At 62.4% G+C, this 21,153-nt stretch carries 19 protein-coding genes and 1 pseudogene; 9 read left to right on the forward strand and 11 right to left on the reverse strand.

Going from position 1 to position 21,153, the window contains the following annotated elements; translation table 11 throughout:
* Positions 1–712: pseudogene (locus RBB32_RS13360) on the forward strand (hypothetical protein); the annotation flags it as partial.
* A gap of 244 nt (positions 713–956) precedes the next feature.
* Positions 957–2,870: a monovalent cation:proton antiporter-2 (CPA2) family protein gene (locus RBB32_RS13365; RefSeq protein ID WP_306153257.1), complete on the forward strand. Its 1,914-nt coding sequence runs from the start codon at positions 957–959 to the stop codon at positions 2,868–2,870.
* An 87-nt stretch (positions 2,871–2,957) separates the two neighbouring features.
* Here RBB32_RS13365 and cobT read toward each other — a convergent pair whose 3' ends face one another.
* Positions 2,958–3,974 carry a nicotinate-nucleotide--dimethylbenzimidazole phosphoribosyltransferase gene (gene cobT / locus RBB32_RS13370; protein ID WP_306153452.1) on the reverse strand — a complete coding sequence of 339 codons (1,017 nt, stop codon included), beginning with the start codon at positions 3,972–3,974 and terminating at the stop codon, positions 2,958–2,960.
* A gap of 81 nt (positions 3,975–4,055) precedes the next feature.
* Here cobT and cobS point away from each other — a divergent pair, with 81 nt between their 5' ends.
* Positions 4,056–4,811 carry an adenosylcobinamide-GDP ribazoletransferase gene (cobS, locus tag RBB32_RS13375; protein WP_306153259.1) on the forward strand — a complete coding sequence of 252 codons (756 nt, stop codon included), beginning with the start codon at positions 4,056–4,058 and terminating at the stop codon, positions 4,809–4,811.
* A 51-nt stretch (positions 4,812–4,862) separates the two neighbouring features.
* On the opposite strand, the gene RBB32_RS13380 is transcribed toward cobS, so the two are convergent.
* The 5 genes from RBB32_RS13380 to RBB32_RS13400 all read right to left on the reverse strand — a co-directional run bounded on the left by RBB32_RS13380 (position 4,863) and on the right by RBB32_RS13400 (position 9,869).
* Positions 4,863–5,372: a CarD family transcriptional regulator gene (locus RBB32_RS13380; protein WP_306153261.1), complete on the reverse strand. Its 510-nt coding sequence runs from the start codon at positions 5,370–5,372 to the stop codon at positions 4,863–4,865.
* Between the two features lie 292 nt (positions 5,373–5,664).
* The gene (gene fdxA / locus RBB32_RS13385) at positions 5,665–6,003 is read right to left on the reverse strand and encodes a ferredoxin FdxA (RefSeq protein ID WP_306153263.1); all 339 of its coding nucleotides are present in this window, start codon (positions 6,001–6,003) and stop codon (positions 5,665–5,667) included.
* Positions 6,004–6,054: 51 nt separating this feature from the next.
* The gene (locus tag RBB32_RS13390) at positions 6,055–6,438 is read right to left on the reverse strand and encodes an RNA-binding S4 domain-containing protein (protein ID WP_306153264.1); all 384 of its coding nucleotides are present in this window, start codon (positions 6,436–6,438) and stop codon (positions 6,055–6,057) included.
* 9 nt (positions 6,439–6,447) lie between these two features.
* Entirely contained in the window at positions 6,448–9,279 is a 2,832-nt protein-coding gene (locus RBB32_RS13395) for a helicase-related protein (RefSeq protein ID WP_306153453.1), read from the reverse strand.
* A gap of 26 nt (positions 9,280–9,305) precedes the next feature.
* Positions 9,306–9,869: a tetratricopeptide repeat protein gene (locus tag RBB32_RS13400; RefSeq protein WP_306153266.1), complete on the reverse strand. Its 564-nt coding sequence runs from the start codon at positions 9,867–9,869 to the stop codon at positions 9,306–9,308.
* A 72-nt stretch (positions 9,870–9,941) separates the two neighbouring features.
* Between RBB32_RS13400 and RBB32_RS13405 the strand changes: the two genes are divergently transcribed.
* Together RBB32_RS13405 and RBB32_RS13410 are read left to right on the forward strand one after the other, a co-directional pair.
* A complete protein-coding gene (locus tag RBB32_RS13405; RefSeq protein ID WP_306153269.1) occupies positions 9,942–10,229 on the forward strand; it encodes an SCP2 sterol-binding domain-containing protein in 288 nt (95 codons plus the stop codon).
* The gene (locus RBB32_RS13410) at positions 10,229–11,218 is read left to right on the forward strand and encodes an alpha/beta fold hydrolase (protein WP_306153271.1); all 990 of its coding nucleotides are present in this window, start codon (positions 10,229–10,231) and stop codon (positions 11,216–11,218) included. The genes RBB32_RS13405 and RBB32_RS13410 overlap by 1 nt, the downstream gene beginning before the upstream one ends.
* On the opposite strand, the gene RBB32_RS13415 is transcribed toward RBB32_RS13410, so the two are convergent.
* On the reverse strand, positions 11,172–12,002 hold the full coding sequence (locus RBB32_RS13415) for a fumarylacetoacetate hydrolase family protein (RefSeq protein ID WP_306153273.1): 831 nt from the start codon (positions 12,000–12,002) through the stop codon (positions 11,172–11,174). The genes RBB32_RS13410 and RBB32_RS13415 overlap by 47 nt on opposite strands.
* Positions 12,003–12,027: 25 nt before the next feature.
* Complete coding sequence (locus RBB32_RS13420) at positions 12,028–12,249, reverse strand: hypothetical protein (RefSeq protein WP_306153466.1); 222 nt, start codon at positions 12,247–12,249, stop codon at positions 12,028–12,030.
* On the opposite strand from RBB32_RS13420, the gene RBB32_RS13425 reads away from it, so the two are divergent.
* Together RBB32_RS13425 and RBB32_RS13430 are read left to right on the forward strand one after the other, a co-directional pair.
* On the forward strand, positions 12,157–13,104 hold the full coding sequence (locus tag RBB32_RS13425; RefSeq protein WP_306153455.1) for a ligase-associated DNA damage response exonuclease: 948 nt from the start codon (positions 12,157–12,159) through the stop codon (positions 13,102–13,104). The two genes, RBB32_RS13420 and RBB32_RS13425, sit on opposite strands and share 93 nt — an antisense overlap.
* Positions 13,101–14,693 (forward strand): ATP-dependent DNA ligase, encoded by a 1,593-nt coding sequence (locus tag RBB32_RS13430; protein WP_306153275.1) that lies wholly within the window; start codon positions 13,101–13,103, stop codon positions 14,691–14,693. Before RBB32_RS13425 ends, RBB32_RS13430 begins: the two co-directional genes overlap by 4 nt.
* Here the strand turns inward: RBB32_RS13430 and RBB32_RS13435 are convergent.
* Positions 14,690–15,946, reverse strand: coding sequence for a Xaa-Pro peptidase family protein (locus tag RBB32_RS13435; protein ID WP_306153277.1), 1,257 nt, complete (start codon positions 15,944–15,946; stop codon positions 14,690–14,692). The genes RBB32_RS13430 and RBB32_RS13435 overlap by 4 nt on opposite strands.
* Positions 15,947–16,039: 93 nt before the next feature.
* On the opposite strand from RBB32_RS13435, the gene RBB32_RS13440 reads away from it, so the two are divergent.
* Positions 16,040–16,921, forward strand: a complete 882-nt coding sequence (locus tag RBB32_RS13440) for a LysR family transcriptional regulator (protein WP_306153279.1) — start codon at positions 16,040–16,042, stop codon at positions 16,919–16,921.
* A gap of 241 nt (positions 16,922–17,162) precedes the next feature.
* On the forward strand, positions 17,163–18,983 hold the full coding sequence (locus tag RBB32_RS13445) for a M3 family oligoendopeptidase (protein ID WP_306153281.1): 1,821 nt from the start codon (positions 17,163–17,165) through the stop codon (positions 18,981–18,983).
* Between the two features lie 139 nt (positions 18,984–19,122).
* Here RBB32_RS13445 and RBB32_RS13450 read toward each other — a convergent pair whose 3' ends face one another.
* Positions 19,123–19,689 carry a 5-formyltetrahydrofolate cyclo-ligase gene (locus RBB32_RS13450; protein ID WP_306153283.1) on the reverse strand — a complete coding sequence of 189 codons (567 nt, stop codon included), beginning with the start codon at positions 19,687–19,689 and terminating at the stop codon, positions 19,123–19,125.
* Entirely contained in the window at positions 19,686–21,080 is a 1,395-nt protein-coding gene (gene mgtE, locus RBB32_RS13455) for a magnesium transporter (RefSeq protein WP_306153285.1), read from the reverse strand. The genes RBB32_RS13450 and mgtE overlap by 4 nt, the downstream gene beginning before the upstream one ends.
* Positions 21,081–21,153: the final 73 nt, after the last annotated feature.

Below are 21,153 nucleotides of genomic sequence, written 5' to 3' on the forward strand. Positions count from 1 at the left end.
CGATGTTTTCCCCGACCGCCCCGGGGCCATCGCCATGGCCCAACCGCCCGAGGAACTGCAACGCCTGATGGGCGTCCGGCCCAAGCAGCGCCCCGACGACCTTGTCGAACAGAATGAACGCGGCCAACTCGGCCTTGGCGGGCGCACGCGGACAGAACTGGCCGCCCTGCGTCCGAAACTGCGCCCCGAAAGCGCACAACAGGCCGCCCTGCGCGCCCGGGCCGAGGCCGAAGCCGCCGCCGAAGCCCAGGCCGCCGCACAGGCCGAAGCCGTCGCAGACGCCCTCGAAGAAGCGCAACAGGTCGACGCCTCCGCCCCCTTCGCCGGGGCCACGTCACAGGCCGTTGCCGCCTCGCTCAAGCCCAATGCACGGCCCCGCAACTTCGACCGCATCGTCAAACGCAGCGAACAGGCCGCCGCCGCGCAACCGGTCAGCGCATCGCAACGCATCAAGCCAAGTGCGCCCACCGGCACCACCGTCGCCCGCGCCGCCACCGAAAGGAACCAGGTCAACCTGCGCAAGGTCAACCTGATCGGCGTCTACGGCACCCCGTCGAATCGCCGCGCCCTCGTGCGGCTGTCCAATGGCCGCTACAAGAAGGTCAAAGTCGGGGACCGCCTTGACCGGGGCCGCGTCACGGCCATCGGCAGCAGCGAGTTGCGCTACAAGAAAGGCAGCCGCAACGTGGTCTTGCGCCTGCCCCGCGGCTAAACCCAAGCCAAGGCGCGCCGCGCGCAAACCGTGCATCCGCACAACAGGCATTGCACAACAGGGCCCAAGGCCCTTGCCGCCACGCGCCCCATCCCCCATACCGATAGCTAAAGCGTTTCGCGCAAAACCTGAATCGCAGCTTTTCGCGAAATGCAGGCCAAAACCCAATCGTTGCACGCGTTCCGCCTTTCGCTGATGGCCCAGGGCAAAGGCGGAACGCTTCAAACAGCACCCGGAGCACCCCATGGAAGGCTTCCTTTTCCAGGCCTCGATCTATCTGGCCGCCGCGGTCATCGCGGTGCCCTTGGCCGCGCGCCTCGGGCTTGGCTCGGTGCTGGGCTACCTAGCAGCGGGAATCGTGATCGGCCCCATCCTCGGGCTGGTCGGCGGACATGAAACCGAAGAATTGCAGCATTTCGCCGAATTCGGCGTTGTCATGATGCTCTTTCTCATCGGGCTGGAACTTGAACCCCGCGCGCTTTGGGATATGCGCCACAGGCTTCTGGGGCTTGGCGGGTTACAGATCACCCTGACCACGCTGGCGGTGATGGTCGGGGCGATAATTCTGGGGCAGCCGTGGTCGATTGCCTTGGCCATCGGCCTTGTCTTCGCACTCTCCTCAACCGCCATCGTGTTGCAAACCCTGTCGGAAAAGGGGCTGATGCAAACCGGCGGCGGGCGCTCGACCTTCTCGGTTCTGCTGACGCAGGATATCGCGGTCATCCCCATGCTGGCCCTCCTACCCCTGCTGGCCTTGCCGAAACCGCCGGACATGGTGCTGTCGGACGCGCTTGACCGGATGGCCGGTGCCGAAGGGCACGGCGGCGAACACGGCGCGCATAACGCGGCCGCCTACTTTATCGAAAGCTTGCCGGGCTGGGGGGTGACGCTGGTCACACTGGGCGCGGTGGCGGCGATCATATTGACGGGGATCTACCTGACGCGGCCCGTCTTCCGCTTCATCCACGCCGCCCGCCTGCGCGAGATGTATACCGCATTGGCCCTGCTGATCGTGGTGGGTATCGCCTATGTCATGAACCTTGTGGGCCTTTCACCCGCCCTTGGCGCGTTTCTGGCCGGCGTGGTTCTGGCCAGCTCGGAATTCCGGCACGAGTTGGAAAGCGATATCGAACCCTTCAAGGGCCTGCTGCTGGGCCTGTTCTTCATCACCGTGGGCGCGGGTATCAACTTCGGCGTTCTGGCACGGGATTTCTTTGCCGTCATGGGTCTTGCCCTCGCGGTGATCCTGATCAAAGGGGTGATCCTCTATGTACTGGGCCGCGTCTTCGGCCTGCGGGGGCGCGACCTGTGGCTTTTTACCCTGTCCTTGGCGCAGGCGGGTGAATTCGGCTTCGTACTGATCAATTTCTCGGGGCAGCAAAACGTCATCCCCGCCGAGATGAACGAGATCCTGCTCTTGGTCGTGGCGCTGACCATGCTGATCACGCCGCTGTTGTTCATCATCTACGATTGGCTCTCCGGCCAGATGGAAGAGACCACCGAACAGCATGAGCCCGACCGGATCGACGATCAGGCCCCGGTGATCATCGCCGGGATCGGGCGCTTTGGGCAGATCGTCAACCGGCTGGTGCGTTCCTCGGGCTTCAATACCGTTGTGCTGGATCATGACCTCTCGGCGATCCAAAGGATGCGCCGCTTTGGCGTCAAGGGGTTCTTTGGCGATCCCACCCGCCCCGAACTGTTGCACGCTGCGGGTTTGGGCGAGGCCAAGGTTCTGGTCGCCGCCCTCGACAATCACGAACAGATAACCAAGCTGGTCGCCTTCGCCCGCCGCGAACGCCCCGATCTTCACATCATCGCCCGCGCCCGCGACCGGACCCATGTGTTCCGCCTTTACAAGGCCGGGGCCAACGACATCGTCCGCGAGGTGTTCGACAGTTCCCTGCGCGCCGGGCGCTACGTGCTTGAGAACATGGGGCTGACTGAATTCGAAGCCGCCGAACTTGAACAGACCTTCTATAAGCACGACCGGAAATCGGTGCGCGAACTGGCCGCGCTTTGGGATCCCAACATCCCGACGGTGGAAAACCCCGCCTATATCGCCCGCGCGAAAGAGTTGGAGCGCGATCTGCAAACCATGCTCTTGTCGCAACTGGAAGAGACCACCGACCCTGCCCCGAATGAGGTTGGGGAATAGGTTTTCGTACGACTCGTACGCTTTGCCCGGCAGGTCCGGCGACTTTCGTACGAAAACCGGGCCTTCACCGTACGACTCGTACGAAACTCAGCCGTCCGAAACCCCGGCCTCGGCAAAGGTTGACATGCCCGAATGACAGGCCAAGGCGCCCTTCAATATATTGATCGCCAGCGTCGCGCCCGAGCCTTCGCCAAGCCTCATATTCAATGCCAGCAAAGGATCTTTGTTGAGCGATTTCAACAGCTTGCCATGCGCGCCTTCGGCGCTCAGATGCCCGGCCACCGCGTGATCCAATGCGCCCTTTTGTGCCATCTCGATGCAGGCTGCCGCAGCGGTGCAGATAAAACCGTCTAGAATCAAAGGGATACGCAATTGCCGCGCCCGCACCATGGCCCCGGCCATGGCGGCCAACTCACGTCCACCAAGGCAGCGCAGAACCTCCAAGCCATTGGTTTTGCTTGCTGAATTTGCCTCAACCGCGCGCGCCACGACATCGGCTTTATAGGTCAGCGCATCACCCTCAACCCCGGTGCCATGCCCTGTCCAATCGCTCGCCTGCCCCCCGAACAAGGCCAAGGCAATCGCAGAACCGGCGGTGGTGTTGCCAATTCCCATCTCGCCGACAACCATTAAATCTGCTTTTGAATCAACAGCTTGCCAGCCTTCTTTCAAGGCGGAAACCATCTCGGCCTCGCTCATGGCGGGGCCTTCGGTCATATCCACCGTGGGTCGATCCAACTCCAGGGCGCGCACATCAATCCGCGCCCCGGCCACCTTGGCCAACTGGTTCACCGCCGCGCCGCCCGCTTCGAAATTGGCCACCATCTGTGCCGTCACCTCGGGCGGGAAAGCCGACACGCCCTGCGCCGTAACCCCATGATTTCCCGCGAAAATTATGACCTGCGGCGCCTCGATCATGGCCCGCGCATCACCGCGCCAGCCACAATACCACGCCGCCAGATCCTCTAGCCGTCCCAAAGACCCCGGCGGCTTGCTCAACTGCCCATCGCGTGCCTTCGCGGCCTCGACCGACTCGGCGTCTTGCGAGGGAAGTGCTTGAAGTATCTGAGAAAATTCCGCGAGCGAGGTAAAGTCTTGGCGCATCGGTCCATCCATTGCATCCTGTCTTGGCATTATGTATCGCAGCCCAAGCCAGAGGCGCAGCCGGAAAAAGGTCTGACAGCGATGAAAAACGACCAAGCCCTTGTAAAAGCAGAGGATTTTCCCTTGGCCTTGGCCCTTCTGACGCGCTTGCCGGTACATGTGACCAGCTTCGAACGCGGCGCAAGGGCCGCTTGGGCCTATCCGCTTGTTGGTCTTGTAACGGGTGGCCTGGCCGGGGTCGCAGGGCTTTGCGCGCTTTGGTTTGGATTGGCAGCACCGCTTAGCGCCTTGATTTCCCTTGGTATTCTCGCCGTCACAACCGGCGCAATGCATGAAGACGGGCTTGCCGATACGGCCGATGGTCTTTGGGGCGGCTGGGACGCGGCCCGCCGCCTTGAGATCATGAAAGACAGCCATATCGGCACCTATGGCGTGATCGCTCTTTTGTTTTCCTTTTCAGGGCGTTGGGCCGCACTGTGGATGTTGTTCGAGGCAGGCGCCGCCTCTGCGCTCACCGCCCTTCTGCTCGCCCCCATGCTGTCGCGCGCGGCCATGCCCGCGCTCATGACCACCTTGCCCCATGCCCGCGACCACGGGCTTTCGCACAGCACCGGACGCCCCAGTACCAGCACCGCTGCCCTTGGCGCCGTCATTGCCTTCACGCTGGGCGTTTTCCTGCTTGGCTGGGGTATTTTGGGCGCGCTCATCTGCGTGGCGATCATCACTTTTGGCGTCGGGGCTATCGCCCGTGCGAAGATCGGCGGGCAAACCGGTGACATCCTTGGCGCTACACAGCAAGCCGTTGAAATCGCGTTACTTTTCCACCTGGCGACGTAAAAAGGCCGCGCCCGTCGGGCACGGCCATGATCCGGAATTTCCCGGGATGTCTTACGCGGCGCGGCTCACCAGAACCTCGTCCACCTGCTTGGCGGCACTCACCTCGTCACCCCCCGAAACGGCGGCCACTTCGCGGGTCAAACGCTCAAGTGCGGCTTCGTAAAGCTGACGCTCGGAATAGCTTTGCTCGCGCTGGTCGTCCGAACGGTGCAGGTCGCGCACCACTTCGGCAATTGCGATCAGGTCTCCGGAATTGATCTTTTGTTCGTATTCCTGCGCCCGGCGCGACCACATGGCGCGTTTCACCTTCGCCTTGCCTTTCAGCGTGGTCATCGCCTGCGACACCACATCAGGGCTCGACAAGCTGCGCATCCCGATTTCGGTTGCCTTGTTGGTCGGCACCCGCAGGGTCATCTTGTCCTTTTCGAACGAGATCACAAACAGTTCCAGCTTTATGCCGGCAATCTCTTGCTCTTCGATCGAGATAATCTGACCCACACCATGGGCAGGGTAGACGACGTAATCATCGGCGCGAAACTCGGATTTCTTGGCTTTGCTCATTCAGGTCTTCCTCACAGGGTAAGCCCGTTCAATACGACATCGGCTGTATCCGGCATGTCCGAAAAACAGACGTCAGGCGCAAAGAAAACCATCCCCAGGCGGCAGCATGGGCAAATGGATATCAGGCGGTCATCTACATATATGACACATATATAACACAAAATGCCCCCTTTCGGAAGTGGAGGCATTCAGATTAAGTTTTTACGCCTTTTCTTTCAAAGGCTTACAAGGCGAACTTCAAGCAGAACTGGTCGCCAATCCTGCCCAAAAAACCGAATCGGCCAAACGCGGCTTAACCGCCCTCACCCGGCTTCTCCGAGAAATACTTATCGACTTTTTCCGTCTCGCCATCACGCTCTTCGGCTTGAGGAAGCTGATCCTTCTTGGTGATGATCACAGGCCACATTTCCGAGTACTTGCGGTTGAACTCGACCCATTTTTCCATGTCCGGTTCAGTATCCGGGCGGATGGCGTCGGCGGGGCATTCCGGTTCGCACACGCCGCAATCAATGCACTCGTCGGGATGGATCACCAGCATGTTCTCACCCTCGTAGAAACAATCCACGGGGCACACCTCGACACAGTCGGTGTATTTGCACTCGATGCAGTTATCGATCACCACATAGGTCATTTCGGTCTCTCATTCTGGCGCGTTGTGCCTGACGTAATCCAGAGGCGCGGATCAATCAAGCGTATCCGGGCGATTGAGATCGAGTTTGCGGCGATCCCGTTTGGTGGGCCGCCCTTTTCCCTCGTATCTGGGCGCCGGCGCAACGCTGTTCTTCGGTTCGGGCGGCGGGCTAAGGTCTTCGTAGAGCGCCTGTGCCTCTGGGGCCGGGCCGCGCCGTTCCCCCAGGTCCACGATCCGCACGACCCGCACCTGCCGCGCCTGTGCGAAGGTCAGTACATCCCCCGGCCCCACGCCATGCGAGGGCTTGGCCACCTTTTCGGAATTGACCCGCACATGACCGGCCGAAACCTGCTTGGCCGACAGGCCGCGCGTTTTGAAAAACCGCGCGTACCACAGCCATTTATCCAAGCGGATCTTGCCCGATGCTTCGGCCAAACCGCGCGTTCACCCCTTGTCCTTAAGGCCCATGAGGGCCGCGGCAAAGGGATTGTCGGGGTCGATCTTGTCCTTCTTCTGCGGCTTGGAAGAAAAGCTTTTCGGTCCTTGCTCGCGCTTGGGTTTGCCTTTGCCCGGCTTGCCGCGCGGCTTGCCTGCGGGTTTCTCACCACGCGGCTTGCCACGGCCCTCGTTGCGCGCGCGACCACCACGCCCGGCCCAAGTAAAGGTATAGAACACCTCGACCTCAGGCTCGGCAGGTTCTGCCGCCGGGGCTTCACCGGGCAGCGCCTCGGTTTCACTGGCTTCGGGGACATCGGCGGGCACTTCGGCCGCCTCCGGGGCCCCGGCGGCCACAGGCGCCTCGCCCTCATCGGGGATCGCCTCAACCTGCGCTTCGGCAGTAGCCTGCGCCTCGCCCTCGGCTTGCGCCGGGGCCTCGGTCATGGCCTGATCCACGGGTTTCACCTTCTCGCGTTCGCCGCGTTCGGCCTTGTATCCAAGGCCCTGCATCAGGTCGGCGAATTGCTCCAGCGTCATGCCGGTGATCGACAGCATATCGGCCTTGGCCTCAAAGCCCCCCCGGCTATCCTCGGCCCGCAGCATATCGGCAAGCCGTTCCAGCATGTCGATCCGAATGGCCCGCTCACCCGCCGCACGATAGCCCGACATCGCGTGATAGCCGCGCGGATGCGCGGACCCCGCTGGCACGGTCACCAAACCGGGGGGCGGTGCTTCGGGGAACTCTTCCAGCCCCTGGGCCAGAGACCACAGCACAAGGCGCAACCGAGTCGGCGCAGGCTTCAGGAGCAAAGGCATGAAAATCGTGAACTGACCAAAGCGGACCCCGTGCTTGCGCAGTGCACCCCGCGCGTCCTGATCCAGCGCCTTGACCTCCTCGGCCACATCACCACGCGGAATGATCCCGAGGTTTTCCACCATGCGGAAGCCAAAACCACGAGCCAGCCCGCTCAAGGCCTCGTCGCGCTGAATGTTCAGCAGCGGCTCGAACAGCGTGGCCACTTTACGATCAATGAAATGCTGCAAGCGGCGTTGCACCTTTTGCGCCACGTCTTCGCCCGCTGCCTCGTCGACAAAGGCCTGTGCCTGCGGCTTCATCGGGTCGGCCCCGGACACCAGTTTGCCCACGGCCTGCTCGCCCCACATCAACCCACCTTGCTCGGTAAAGTCGATTTCGGTGTCGGGCGCGTTGTAAAACCGGTCCGCCTTCAAATGAAACTGCGGCGCAAGCGCCTGCAAACTGGCCTGCGAGATGGCCTTCGCCTCCTGTCCCGCAGCCGCTTTATCCTGAATAAAGCGGAACCCTTCCAGACGGCCGACGAATTCGCCCTCGACCGTCACTTCACCTTTGTCGTTCACTTCGGCCACCATGGCCTCCTTCTGCTTGAGCCGGCGCAAAAGCACGGATGTGCGCCGGTCCACAAATCTTTGCGTCAAACGCTCGTGCAGCGCGTCCGACAGGCGGTCTTCTACCGCGCGTGTCGCGCCGCGCCAATGCATTTCGTCATCGACCCAGCCCTTTCGTTGCGCAACATAGGTCCATGTACGGATATAGGACAGGCGTTTCGATAATGTGTCGATATCCCCATCGGTGCGATCGATGCGCTTCACCTGCCGCGCCAGCCAGTCGTCCGGCACCCGGCCACGTTCGTGCAGATCGCTGTAAATCGTCTCCAAAAGCCCTGCGTGTTCCGCATGGCTGATGCCGCGAAAATCGGGGATTCGGCAGACATCCCACAGCAAGCGCACCGAGGGTCCGTCACTGGCCCGCGCCCGCACCTCCGCCTGGGCCGCCAAAGTGCGCAGCGCGCGCAGGTCGTCGGCCTCCCGCGCCCGGACAAGCCACTCGCCCTCCGGCTTGGCCTCAAGCGAGGCGATCAGCGCATCCACCTGCCCGAACGACAGCCGGGGATTACGCCACTCCAGCTTGCGGATGGGGGTAAAGCGGTGGTCCATGATGGCTTGGGCCACCTCATCGGGCAACTCAGGTGCCTCGCCCGTCACCCCGAATGTACCGTGGCTCATGCCGCGGCCCGCGCGTCCGGCGATCTGGGCAAGCTCATTGGGGGCCAAGGCCCGCATCCGCCGCCCGTCGAATTTCGACAGCGACGAAAACGCCACGTGGTCGATATCCAGATTCAGGCCCATGCCGATAGCATCCGTCGCCACAAGGAAATCCACATCCCCGTTTTGATACAGATCCACCTGCGCATTACGTGTACGCGGGCTTAGCGCCCCCATGACAACCGCCGCACCGCCCTTCTGACGGCGCAAAAGCTCGGCAATGGAATATACATTATCAACCGAAAAGCCGACAATCGCACTGCGTGGCGGCATCTTGCTTATCTTTTTCGAACCTGCATAGGAAAGCTGCGACATCCGCTCGCGGCTCACGAATTCCACCCCCGGCACCAAGGCGGCAATCGCCCCGCGCATGGTGTGGCTGCCCAGGAACTGCGTCTCGCGCAGGCCCCGCGCGCGCAGCAGCCGGTCGGTGAAGACATGCCCGCGCTCCGGGTCGGCACAGAGCTGAATTTCGTCGATAGCCACGAAATCCGCGCCCAGCCCTTCGGGCATCGCCTCCACGGTGCAGACCCAATATTGCGCCCGCTCGGGCACGATCCGTTCCTCGCCGGTGACAAGCGCCACCACCGAAGGCCCCCGCACGGCGACGATCCGGTCATAGACCTCGCGCGCCAAAAGGCGCAGCGGCAGACCAATCACCCCGGTTCGATAGCCCAGCATCCGCTCGATCGCGAAATGCGTCTTGCCGGTATTGGTGGGACCCAGAACCGCCAAGGTTCTGGACTGCGCGGCCATGGACATGCGCCCAACTCCCTCAGTTGTCAGAGATCCGCGCCGCCAATCTCGCGCGCCACACGATCCAAGGCCTTGGTTACGTCCTCGGACTGCGGATGTATAGCCGCCGAGCGTTCAAATGCCTCAAGCGCCAGATCATCGTGGCCCACCTGCTCCAGAACCGAGCCCAAACTGTACATCGCGTTGAAGTTATGCGGATTAAGTGTCAGGGCGCGGCCCAGATCATCGAGGGCCGGACCGTATAAAGCGACATTGGCAAAGGCAATCGCCCGCAGGTGCCAGCCTTCGGCAAATTCCGGCGCATGATCGGTCAATGCGGTCAGATGTTCGATGGCCTGTCGCGAATCACCTGCCTCAAGCGCCTCTCGCCCGCGCTTGAGCAGCAGGTCCATTGCCGCCGATCCGGTTTTCGACCACTCGTGCTCAATCTCGCGGGCCAGACGGCGGGCCTCTTTCGGCTCGGCCTCTGGCAATTCCTCAAGCATCTCCATCGCGCGGTCGCTGTTTTCCGCCGCCAAGGGTAGGGAAAACGCGACTACAAGGTAAACTGCCGTCACGATAAGGTTGAGAATGCGGTGTCCTATGCCCATAGATTAAGAATGTAGCGAACCGGCCGCCGAGTCAAAGACCAAGGCCATCAATTTTTCCGGAGGAGAACCGCAATGAGTGACACGATCAACACCGCCGTCGCCGCCCTGAATGACAAGATGTCGGGCGGCTTCGATGGCACCGCCAAGTTCGTGATCGACGGCGAAGGCGCCATCATGATCGACGAAAACGGCGCCCGCGCCGCCGATGATGACGCCGATGTGACGCTTACCGCCGACGCCGATACCTTCCAGTCCATCCTCGAAGGCGATCTTGACCCGACGGCCGCCTTCATGTCGGGCAAATTGGCCGTGGATGGCGATATGGGCATGGCCATGAAACTGGGCAGCGTTCTGGGCTGATGGACACCGCACCCCTCCATTCCGATCTGGCCGATGGGCCAAGCGGGGGCCGCGCCTTTTGGCTGCGGGCCTCGGACGGGGTGCGCATTCGCATCGGGATCTGGACGCCAGAAGCGGCCACGAAGGGCACGGTCCTGCTGTTCCCCGGTCGCACCGAATATATCGAGAAATATGGCCGCGCGGCGCAGGATTTCGCGAAGCGCGGCTATGCCACCCTCGCCGTGGATTGGCGCGGTCAGGGGCTGGCCGACCGCCTGCTAGACGATGCCATGTCAGGCCATGTTCAATTCTTCGACGACTACCAAAAGGATGTCGAGGCCGTTGTCACGGCGCTTGATACATTGGACGTGCCGCGCCCCCTGCACCTTCTGGGGCACTCCATGGGGGGCTGCATCGGCCTGCGCGCAGCGATGAACGGCTTGCCCGTCGCCTCCTGCGGCTTTTCCGGCCCGATGTGGGGGATACGCATTTCCTCGCCACTGCGCCCGGTGGCATGGTCGCTGTCATGGGGCAGCCGCCGCGTGGGCCTGTGCCATCTCTACGCCCCCGGCACCAAATCGGACACCTATGTTCTGGCCGAACCCTTCGAGACCAACAAGCTGACCTGCGATGCGGACATGTATCAACACATGATCGCACAGGCCCGCGCACATCCCGAACTCACCCTCGGCGGGCCAAGCCTGCGCTGGCTGCACGAGGCTCTGCGCGAAACCTTGGCGCTTTCGCGCCTGCCCTCGCCCGACCTGCCTTGCCTGACGCTGCTGGGCACCGAGGAGGATATCGTTGACGTATCGCGTATTCGTGCCCGTATGGCCGCGTGGCCCGGTGGCCGGCTTGAAGAACTCGATGGCGGGCGGCACGAGGTGCTGATGGATACCCCCGCCATGCGCGCCCGCGCCTTCGACATGCTGGCCGCGCATTACGACGCCGACAGCGATGGCATTACTGATCCCGCGTCACCGGCAACCGCTGTCGCCCAAGGCGGCTGATCTCCAATTCCATCACATCGCCATCCTTCAGATAGCGGGGCGGTGTCCGTCCCATGCCCACGCCCGGCGGCGTGCCTGTGGCGATCACGTCACCCGGCTGCAGGCTCATCACCTCGCTCAGATGCGCGATGATCCGCGCCACGGTGAAATTCATCGTCGCGGTATTGCCGGTCTGCATCCGCTCACCGTTGACCTCCAGCGACAGGTCAAGGTTCTGCGGATCGCCAACCTCGTCGGGCGTAACCAACCAAGGCCCCACCGGCCCGAAGGTGTCACAGCTTTTGCCCTTGGTCCATTGCCCCGACATCTTGGCCTGAAAATGCCGCTCGGACACATCATTGACGATGCAATAGCCCGCCACATGGGACAGCGCCTCGGCCTCGGTGACATATTTCACCGGCTTGCCGATCACCACGCCAAGCTCCACCTCCCAATCGGTTTCTTCCGACCCGCGCGGCATGCGCACCGTGTCATAGGCCCCGATGATCGACGATGTCGCCTTCATGAACACCACCGGATGGGTCGGCAGTTCCATGTTCATCTCGGCGGCATGGTCGGTATAGTTCAGACCAATCGCCACCAGCTTGCCGATATTGCCTACAGGCGGGCCAAGTCTCGGCTCGCCTTCCACCAAGGGCAAGCCCTCGGGGTCAACACTGGGCAGCTTGCCCAGAATCGGCGCTGACAAATCGGGCACCACACCCGAAAGGTCGCGCACGCGCCCCTCGCTGTCGATCATCCCGGGCTTTTCCTGCCCCGGCTCTCCGTAGCGTACGAATTTCATAGTGGTCCCCTGTCCGGCATTTGAATTAGCCGCAGGATAACCGCAGGTCCGGCCAGTGCAAGGGGCTGGCATGGCGCGCGCATAGCTCTATCCTTGGATCATGGTTCTGGAATTCAAGCCCCAAGGCATTTACTGCCCCGCCGGTGATTTTTTCATCGACCCATGGAGGCCCGTTGACCGGGCCCTCATAACCCATGGTCACGCCGATCATGCGCGCCCCGGCCACGCGCGATATCTGGCCACCCATGCCGCAGGGCCGGTGATGCGCCACCGGCTGGGCGAGATTACCTTGGAGGGTGTGGACTACGGCGAGGCCCGCCGCATCGGCGATGCGACGGTTTCATTTCACCCGGCAGGCCACGTCCCCGGCTCGGCGCAAATTCGGGTCGAAGTGGCGGGTGAGGTCTGGGTTGTCTCGGGCGATTACAAAACCGCGCCTGACCGTTTGTGCGAAGCCTTCGAGCCGGTGAAATGCCACGGCTTCATCACCGAATGCACCTTCGGCCTGCCGGTCTTTACGTGGCCCTCCGAAGATCAAATCGCGCAAGAGATCAACGACTGGTGGGCCAGCAACGCCGCGCAGGGGCGCTTCTCTCTCCTCGGGGCCTACTCGCTGGGCAAGGCCCAGCGCGTGCTGTCGCTGCTCGATCCGTCCATCGGCCCGATCCTTACCCATGGCGCGGTGGAAAACACCAACGCCGTGCTGCGCGCCCAAGGCCTCCCCCTGCCCGAGACCCTCCACGTCACCCCCGATCTCAAAGCCAAGGACCACCCCGGCGCGTTGATCGTAGCGCCTCCCGGCGCGCTTGGCTCCACCTGGGCGCGGCGCTTTCGCCCTGCCTCAACAGGCTTTGCCAGCGGTTGGATGCGCCTGCGCGGTGTGCGTCGCCGCCGCGCTGCCGACCGGGGCTTTGTCATTTCCGACCACGCTGACTGGCCCGCCCTCAACGAGGCGATCAAAGCCACCGGCGCGGACAACATCTATGTCACCCACGGCTACACCGATATCTTCGCCCGCTGGCTGACCTCCCAAGGCTATAACGCTCAAGTGGTCCCCACCGAGTTTACCGGCGACACTCTGGAAGAAGGGGCCGGGGCATGAAGCAATTCACCGCACTTTACACCACCATCGACCAGACCACGAAAACCCGTGCCAAGGTGGCCGCACTGGCCGCGTATTTCGACACCGCGCCGGAAGACGACAAGCTTTGGACCATCGCGCTTTTCTCGGGCCGCCGCCCGCGCCGGGCAATCACCACCACGCGACTGCGCGAGTGGGCCGCCGAACAGGCGGGCATCCCGCTTTGGCTGTTCGAGGAAAGCTATCCAATCGTCGGCGATCTGGCCGAAACCATCGCCCTTGTCCTGCCCCCGCCCGAGTCGGGCCATGACGACAGTCTTGCCACTTGGATCACCCGCCTGCGCGCCCTTAATAACGCCGAGGAAGAGGCGCGTAAAACCGCCGTTCTCGACGCCTGGAACCGGATGGAGGCAACCGAACGTATGGTCTTCAACAAGCTACTGACCGGTGGCTTCCGCGTCGGCGTCAGCCGCAAACTGATGACCCGCGCCTTGGCCCAATCCACGGGGCAGGATGAGGCGGAATTGGCCCATCGCCTGATGGGCGACTGGACGCCGGAAACGACCACATGGGCTGCGCTCATTGAAGCCCCCGACAACGGCGCACAGGCCTCGCGCCCCTACCCCTTCTGCCTTGCCTACGGGCTGGAAGACGCGCCCGACACCTTGGGCGACCCCGCCGATTGGCTGGCCGAATGGAAATGGGACGGCATCCGGGGGCAGGCGATTGTCCGCGACGGGCAACGGTTCATCTGGTCGCGCGGCGAAGAATTGATGACCGACCGCTTTCCAGACCTCGCCCCGCTCACCGATTTCCTGCCACAAGGCACCGTTCTGGATGGCGAGCTGGTGGCATGGGACGGCACCGCGCCCCTACCCTTCAACGCCCTGCAAAAACGCATCGGGCGCAAGACCGTCCCGAAAAAACTGTTGGCCGAGGCCCCGGTCATCCTATTGGCCTATGACCTCCTGGAAGACGCGGGCCAAGACCTGCGGCAAATGCCCTTCGCCACCCGTCGCACACGACTTGATGCGCTGTTGTCTGACATCCCCGACGACATACCGCTTCGCCCTTCGACATCCATCGCCTTCGACACATGGGATAACCTCGCCCAAACCCGCGCCAAGGCCCGCGATCAGCGCGCCGAGGGCCTCATGCTCAAACGCTTGGACAGCCCCTACCACACGGGCCGCAAAAAGGGCGATTGGTGGAAATGGAAGCTTGATCCGCTGACCATCGACGCGGTGATGATCTACGCCCAACAAGGCCACGGGCGCCGCGCCAACCTTTTCACCGACTTCACCTTCGCGGTGCGCCACGGCAACGATCTGGTCCCCTTCACCAAGGCCTATTCCGGCCTAACAGATGCCGAGTTCCGCAAGATCACCGCATGGGTGCGCAAGAACACCCAGCAACGCTTCGGCCCGGTGCGCCAAGTCACCCCCGAACATGTGTTCGAGATCGCCTTCGAGGGCATCCACGAAAGCCCGCGCCACAAATCCGGCGTGGCACTTCGCTTTCCGCGCATGAAACGCTGGCGGCACGACAAGCCGGTGGACGAGGCCAACACGCTGGACGACCTGCACCAGATGCTGGCGCAATACGGTTAACGCAGCAAATCGTCCTCGAAGGGAAAGCGCGACAAAACTTCCATCCCGGTCTCGGTCATCAGAACCTGCTGTTCCAGCTTGACGCCTTCGGCGGCCCCTTCCGCACCGATATAGCTTTCCACGCAAAGCGTCATGCCCGGCTCGATCACGCCGTCATATCCCGCATCCGGAAAATCGCCGTGGTGATAAAGGTACGGATACTCCCCGGTCATCCCACAGCCATGCGCCGACAGGTAATAGCGGTTGGCATAGTATTTGTCGGGAATATCCCATGCGGCATCGGCATAGTCGCGAAACGTCATGCCGGGGCGCAGGATGCCCATATTGTGATGCACTTGTTCATAGGCCACCTTGTAAAGCTCGCGCTGCGTGGTGGTTGGTTTCCCCGGGCCCGAATGGAAGGTGCGGGAAAAATCCGAGTAATAGCCATGACAGCCGACCACATCGGTATCCAAGGCAATCAACTCATTCTCGCCGATGACGTTGTCGGTGGTTTCCTGAAACCAAGGGTTCGTGCGCTCCCCCGCGTTCAAAAGGCGCGTTTCCACGTAATCGCCGTTCTGCGCGATCACCGATTGATGCAGCACCGACCACAATTCGGCTTCGGTCAATCCGGGCCGGATTGCGGCGCGCAGCTTGGCCACGCCGATTTCCGTGGCCCGAAGCGAGGCGTTGACGCATTTCATCTCTTCCGCCGATTTGATGGCGCGCGCCATTTCGACCGGCTCTTGCGCATCCACGATTCGCAGGCCCTGATCCCGCAGGGCAATGGCCGTACCTGCATTCAGGCGCTCAAGGCCCAAGGTCGCCCCCTTGCCCACAAGGCTGTGGATCAAATCGGCCATCTCCGCGGCCCATGCCGCCTCCCGCGCGGCGATATCCGGCCCGGCGGCCACGTAGCTGGCCGTGCGTGCGACGCGCACCTCGTCGATGGTCTCCAACCCGTCGGCCAGATGCGCGCACCCGGTAAACTCGAACAGGATCGACCGATCCGCCGTCAAAAGCAGGTAGCGCGACGGCGCGTTGCGCTGGCTGAACACCTGCATGTTGCGCGCACCGGTGGCATAGCGGATGTTCACCGGGTCGGTCAGAATGACCGCCGCGATGTCCCGCGTTGCCATCTCTGCCCGCACCCTGCCAAGGCGATGGCCACGCACCGCCACAAGGTCGATGCCCGCGTCCTCGGGCGAGCGATCAAGCTGCGCCAAGGCCGCAAGGTCGGTGCGTTCCGCGTGCCAATCCAGTTCCGCCATGCTTACCTCCTGCTGAAAACCCCTGATCACTTAATCAATGCCCCGCCATGACAAAACACTGGAAATTTTCAGGCATTTCGATAACCAAAAGGAATGAGTCAAGATCGCCGCAACCTGCCCCCGCTCGAAGCTCTCGTGTTCTTCGATGCCGTGATGAAGCACGGCGGTTTTTCTGCCGCCGCCCCTGACCTCATGGTCTCGCAGGCCGCGGTCAGCAAACGTATCCGACAGCTTGAAGACTGGCTCGGAGCGCCGCTTTTCGACCGTGGCGCGCGCCATGCCACGCCCACCGAAACCGCCCGGCGCCTTCAAGAGCCGGTCAGGCTCGCACTGGATTATCTCATGTCTTCGCTCGATAACGCCCGCGCCCCGGACGGGGGCACATTGCGCATTGCCGCCAACGGGGCGGTGTCGATGTTCTGGCTCTACCCCCGGCTTCAGGCCTTCGCCACCAGTGCGGATGCCTGCAATGTCTCGGTCCTCACCGCCGATGAACCGGACGCCCTGAACGCCGAAACCCTTGATCTGGCGGTGTATTACGGCGAAAGCCCGCCGCGCGGCTGGTCGGGCACACCGCTGTTTGACGAAACCCTTGTTCCCGCCGTCGCTCCGCATATCTCCGACACGCTGCCAGATACGCCCGACCTGCCGTTGCTGGACTATCCGCGCCTTGCCCCGAATTGGATCAGCTGGGATCTCTGGCTCACCCGCAATCCGGGGGCCGCGCTCAAGGACAGGCCAAAGGACACCTGCCGCAGTTACGGCCACGCCATCGGGCGTGCCCTGGCCGGGGAAGGTATCGCATTGGCCAGTCTGCCAATGCTCGACGCCTTGGTCGAGGCGGGCAAGCTGGCCCCGGTCGGCCCCGATGCCCTGACCACCGCGCGGCAATATTGGCTGATCCAGCCGCGCAACGCGCCCCAGTCCCAACAAGGCGCGCGGCTACAAGACGCGTTGCACGGCACGGCCCGCTGACCCGGCAACGTACAGTCTGTACAGAATGTACATCCGAAACGTACACAACGCATCGCGCGCTCTTCGTCGGCGAGATGTCCGTCAAGAATGCCGATGTAAAACCGGCACGACGCAGACAGCGGTTTGGGAGGTTGGCCAAAGGCTTATCCCGGATTCGCCGTAAATGCCGCATCCCCCGCTTGAGCCTGCCGCCCACGCCGCCTATGTCTGAGCGGACGCAAGACAAACAGGAGAGCACCGCATGATCCCTCGTCCCCAGCCCACATTCGATGCCAACGCCAGCGCCGGAGGCGACAATCTGGGCAAGCTGCCGGAATGGGACCTCAGCGATCTCTACCCCGCCCCCGATGCCCCCGAGTTGCAAAAAGACCTTGATTGGCTGGACAAGGCCTGCGCCGATTTCGCCAAGGATTACGAAGGGAAGCTGGCCGATCTTGATGCCGGTGGCCTGCTGGAATGCATCGAACGCGACGAGGCGATTTCCAATGTCGCCGGTCGCATCATGTCCTACGCGGGCCTGCGCTATCACCAGAACACAACCGATGGTGAGCGCGCCAAGTTCCTGTCCGACTGCCAGGAAAAGATCACCACCATGACCACCCCGCTGGTCTTTTTCACCCTCGAACTCAACCGCCTTGAAGAAGACAGCCTCAAGGCCATGTACGAGGCCAACGAGGATCTCGCGCGCTACGCCCCCGTGTTGCGCCGCATCCGGGCGATGAAACCCTACCAACTTTCTGACGAGCTTGAGAAATTCCTGCATGACATGGGCGTCGTGGGCGATGCGTGGGAACGCCTGTTCGACGAAACCATCGCCGGCCTGACCTTCACCGTGAACGGCGAGGAGATGGGCATCGAAGGCACGCTCAACCTGCTGACCGAACAGGACCGGGATCAGCGCGAGGCCGCCGCCCGCGAACTGGCCCGTGTCTTTGGCCAGAACATCCGCACCTTCGCCCGCGTCCACAACACCGCCGCCAAGGAGAAAGAGGTGGTCGACCGCTGGCGCGGCATGCCCACGCCGCAAACCGGACGGCACCTGTCGAACGACGTGGAACCCGAGGTGGTCGAGGCCCTGCGCAACGCTGTGGTCGAGGCCTACCCCAAGCTTTCGCACCGGTATTACGAGCTGAAACGCAAATGGCTGGGCCTCGACACCATGCAGGTCTGGGACCGCAACGCGCCCCTGCCCATCGAGGACAAGAAGGTGGTGGATTGGGACAGCGCCCGCGACATCGTGATGGAGGCCTATTCGGCCTTCGACCCGCGCATGGGCGAGTTGGCCGAGCCTTTCTTTTCAAAGGGTTGGATCGACGCGGGCGTCAAACCCGGCAAGGCCCCCGGTGCCTTTGCCCACCCCACGGTGACCAATGTCCACCCCTACGTGATGCTGAACTACCTTGGCAAACCGCGCGACGTGATGACGCTTGCCCATGAGCTGGGCCACGGGGTGCACCAAGTGCTGGCCGCCGATCAGGGCGAATTGCTCTCGTCCACCCCGCTGACGCTTGCCGAAACCGCCAGCGTTTTCGGGGAAATGCTGACCTTCCGCAAGATGCTCGACAAGGCCGCCAATGATGCCGAGCGCAAGGTGCTTCTGGCCGGCAAGGTCGAGGATATGATCAACACCGTCGTCCGCCAGATCGCCTTCTACGATTTCGAATGCAAGCTGCACGAGGCGCGCCGGGGTGGCGAACTGACGCCTGACGACATCAACGCGCTGTGGATGTCGGTGCAGGCCGAAAGCCTTGGACCGGCCTTTGATTTCATGGACGGCTACGAGACCTTCTGGGCCTATATCCCGCATTTCGTGCATTCGCCCTTCTATGTCTACGCCTATGCCTTCGGCGATGGCCTCGTGAACGCGCTTTACGCCGTCTACGAGGAAAACCCCGAGGGCTTCCAGGACAAGTATTTCGAGATGCTCAAGGCGGGCGGCTCCATGCACCATTCCGAGCTTCTTGCGCCCTTCGGCCTTGATGCCAGCGACCCGGCCTTCTGGGATAAGGGTCTGAGCATGATTTCCGGGCTGATTGACGAGCTGGAGGCGATGGAGGGGTAAACCCCTTCCGTCGTTCTCGTGTTCCAGGGTGGATTGGGGGCGCTGCCCCCTACGTTGAAAATCAAAAGATTTTCAACGCTCCCCCGGGATATTTTCAGCCAGAAGAAACGGTGCGTTTAAGAGTTTTTAACCGCTTGGTTTAAAGATCGGAAAAACTGATCACGCCGGATTCGGTGACGATCATGTCCAGCGGTTGGTCGGTCGGCTCCAGCGGCAGGGCGTCCGCCTCCTGCGCGGCATAGGCGAAACCGATGGCCAGGGTCGGGCGTTTGGAGCGCAAAAGCTCCAACGTGCGGTCGTAGAACCCGCCGCCATAGCCCAAGCGCCCGCCGTTACGGTCGAAGGCGACCAAGGGCACGATCAGGATTTCCGGCTCCAGGAAATCATCCTGTTCGGGGATCATCGCGCCAAAGGGGCCTTGCTTGAGGGTGCAGCCCGGCTCCCACCGGGAAAATTTCAGGGGCAGGCCCTTGCCTTGGATCACCGGCACGCCCACCGGGCCATGGGCTGCCGCCTCTTCCATGGCGGGCATTGGGTCAATCTCGGTGCGGATCGCCATATAGCCTGATAGGGGCACGCCACGGTGCCCGGCCAACACTTGCGAAAGATATCCCGCGGCCCCCGGCGCTGCGGTCTCATGTGCCTGTTTGCGCCGGGCAAAGGCTGCCTTGCGCGCCTCTACCTTGATTGCCGTCAGATCGGTCATAATAGCACCATCGCCGCCAGTCCCAGAAAGGCGAAGAACCCGACCACATCCGTCACCGTCGTCACGAAGGCGCCGGAGGCAAGCGCGGGGTCTACGCCGATACGGTCCAATATGATCGGAATGACCGTCCCCGCCAGCCCGGCCACGACAAGATTGATCACCATTGCGGCAGCGATCACATAGCCCAGTTCCGGCCCGCCGAACCAAAACACGCCCACCACGCCCATCACCACAGCAAAGATCAAGCCGTTAACGAGCCCCACCAGAACCTCGCGCCGGATCACCCGCCAGACGTTGGAGCCGGTCAAATCCTTGGTGGCAATGGCGCGCACCGCGACGGTCAGGCTTTGGGTGCCCGCATTGCCCCCCATGGAGGCCACGATCGGCATCAGCACCGCCAAGGCCACGATCTGGGCGATTGCCGCCTCGAACTGGGCGATGACCAGCGAGGCGAGGATCGCGGTCACAAGGTTTACCGCCAACCACGGGAACCGCCGCTTGGTGGTGTCGATCACCCTGTCCGAAAGGCTGCTTTCATCGCCCACCCCGGCAAGGCGCATGATGTCTTCCTCGTGCTCTTCATCCAGCACGACCATGGCGTCGTCGATGGTGATCACCCCCACCAGACGCTCGTTTTCATCCACCACCGGGGCGGAAATCAGGTGATACTGGTTAAAGGCATAGGCCACGTCGCCCTCGTCCTGGGTGACGGGAATGGTGTGGAATGTCTCTTCCACCAGATCCTTGAGCATCACCTCGCGCCGTGCCGCCATCAGCTTGCCAAGGGTCACGTTGCCCACGGGCCGCAGGCGCGGGTCAACGAGAATGATGTGATAGAACTGATCCGGCAAATCTTCTTGGTTGCGCAGGTAATCAATCGCCTCGCCCACGTTCCAGTGTTCGGGCGCCATGACGACCTCACGCTGCATCAGGCGGCCGGCGGAATATTCCGGGTAGGTCAGCGATTGCTGCACCGCGACCCTGTCACCGTCTTCAAGCGCGCTCAGGATCGCCTGTTGCTGCTGATCCTCAAGGTCTTCGACAAGATCAACAACATCGTCCGATTCCAGGTCGCGCACCGCGTCGGCCAGAACCTCGGGGTTCAGAAGGCCGATCACCTCTTCGCGGATGGAATCGTCCAGTTCCGACAGGATGTCGCCATCGAATTCGACGCCGTAAAGCTCGATCAACCGGCGACGGTCAAAGGCGTTGATCTGTTCCAGAAGGTCGGCGATATCCGCCGGGTGCAGCGGCTCCAACTCCTTGAGCAGCAGATCACGGTCGTCGATATCGACGGCATAGATGATCCGCGCAACCGCCTGACGATCCAGAAGATAGGCGTCGTCCTCGCGTTCGGGGTCGGGCTCTGCCTGATAGCTGTCTTCGGCCATATCCGCCCCCTTGTTCAATCGCCCTTACACCATGCAGGAGTAATAAAGCGGCCCATGGAAGGCAATGCCCTTG

The sequence above is a fragment of the Roseovarius sp. MMSF_3281 genome (assembly GCF_030733685.1).
Taxonomy (GTDB): domain Bacteria; phylum Pseudomonadota; class Alphaproteobacteria; order Rhodobacterales; family Rhodobacteraceae; genus Roseovarius.

Excerpts from the sequence above, each read along its gene's own strand:
- cobT (WP_306153452.1), bottom strand. The coding sequence starts at position 3,974 with ATGCGCCAAGACTTTACCTCGCTCGCGGAATTTTCTCAGATACTTCAA.
- RBB32_RS13365 (WP_306153257.1), top strand. The coding sequence starts at position 957 with ATGGAAGGCTTCCTTTTCCAGGCCTCGATCTATCTGGCCGCCGCGGTC.
- RBB32_RS13380 (WP_306153261.1), bottom strand. The coding sequence starts at position 5,372 with ATGAGCAAAGCCAAGAAATCCGAGTTTCGCGCCGATGATTACGTCGTC.
- RBB32_RS13450 (WP_306153283.1), bottom strand. The coding sequence starts at position 19,689 with ATGACCGATCTGACGGCAATCAAGGTAGAGGCGCGCAAGGCAGCCTTT.
- RBB32_RS13405 (WP_306153269.1), top strand. The coding sequence starts at position 9,942 with ATGAGTGACACGATCAACACCGCCGTCGCCGCCCTGAATGACAAGATG.
- RBB32_RS13435 (WP_306153277.1), bottom strand. The coding sequence starts at position 15,946 with ATGGCGGAACTGGATTGGCACGCGGAACGCACCGACCTTGCGGCCTTG.
- RBB32_RS13415 (WP_306153273.1), bottom strand. The coding sequence starts at position 12,002 with ATGAAATTCGTACGCTACGGAGAGCCGGGGCAGGAAAAGCCCGGGATG.
- RBB32_RS13420 (WP_306153466.1), bottom strand. The coding sequence starts at position 12,249 with ATGGGTGGCCAGATATCGCGCGTGGCCGGGGCGCGCATGATCGGCGTG.
- RBB32_RS13430 (WP_306153275.1), top strand. The coding sequence starts at position 13,101 with ATGAAGCAATTCACCGCACTTTACACCACCATCGACCAGACCACGAAA.
- RBB32_RS13400 (WP_306153266.1), bottom strand. The coding sequence starts at position 9,869 with ATGGGCATAGGACACCGCATTCTCAACCTTATCGTGACGGCAGTTTAC.
- cobS (WP_306153259.1), top strand. The coding sequence starts at position 4,056 with ATGAAAAACGACCAAGCCCTTGTAAAAGCAGAGGATTTTCCCTTGGCC.
- RBB32_RS13445 (WP_306153281.1), top strand. The coding sequence starts at position 17,163 with ATGATCCCTCGTCCCCAGCCCACATTCGATGCCAACGCCAGCGCCGGA.
- RBB32_RS13440 (WP_306153279.1), top strand. The coding sequence starts at position 16,040 with ATGAGTCAAGATCGCCGCAACCTGCCCCCGCTCGAAGCTCTCGTGTTC.
- fdxA (WP_306153263.1), bottom strand. The coding sequence starts at position 6,003 with ATGACCTATGTGGTGATCGATAACTGCATCGAGTGCAAATACACCGAC.
- RBB32_RS13410 (WP_306153271.1), top strand. The coding sequence starts at position 10,229 with ATGGACACCGCACCCCTCCATTCCGATCTGGCCGATGGGCCAAGCGGG.
- RBB32_RS13395 (WP_306153453.1), bottom strand. The coding sequence starts at position 9,279 with ATGGCCGCGCAGTCCAGAACCTTGGCGGTTCTGGGTCCCACCAATACC.
- mgtE (WP_306153285.1), bottom strand. The coding sequence starts at position 21,080 with ATGGCCGAAGACAGCTATCAGGCAGAGCCCGACCCCGAACGCGAGGAC.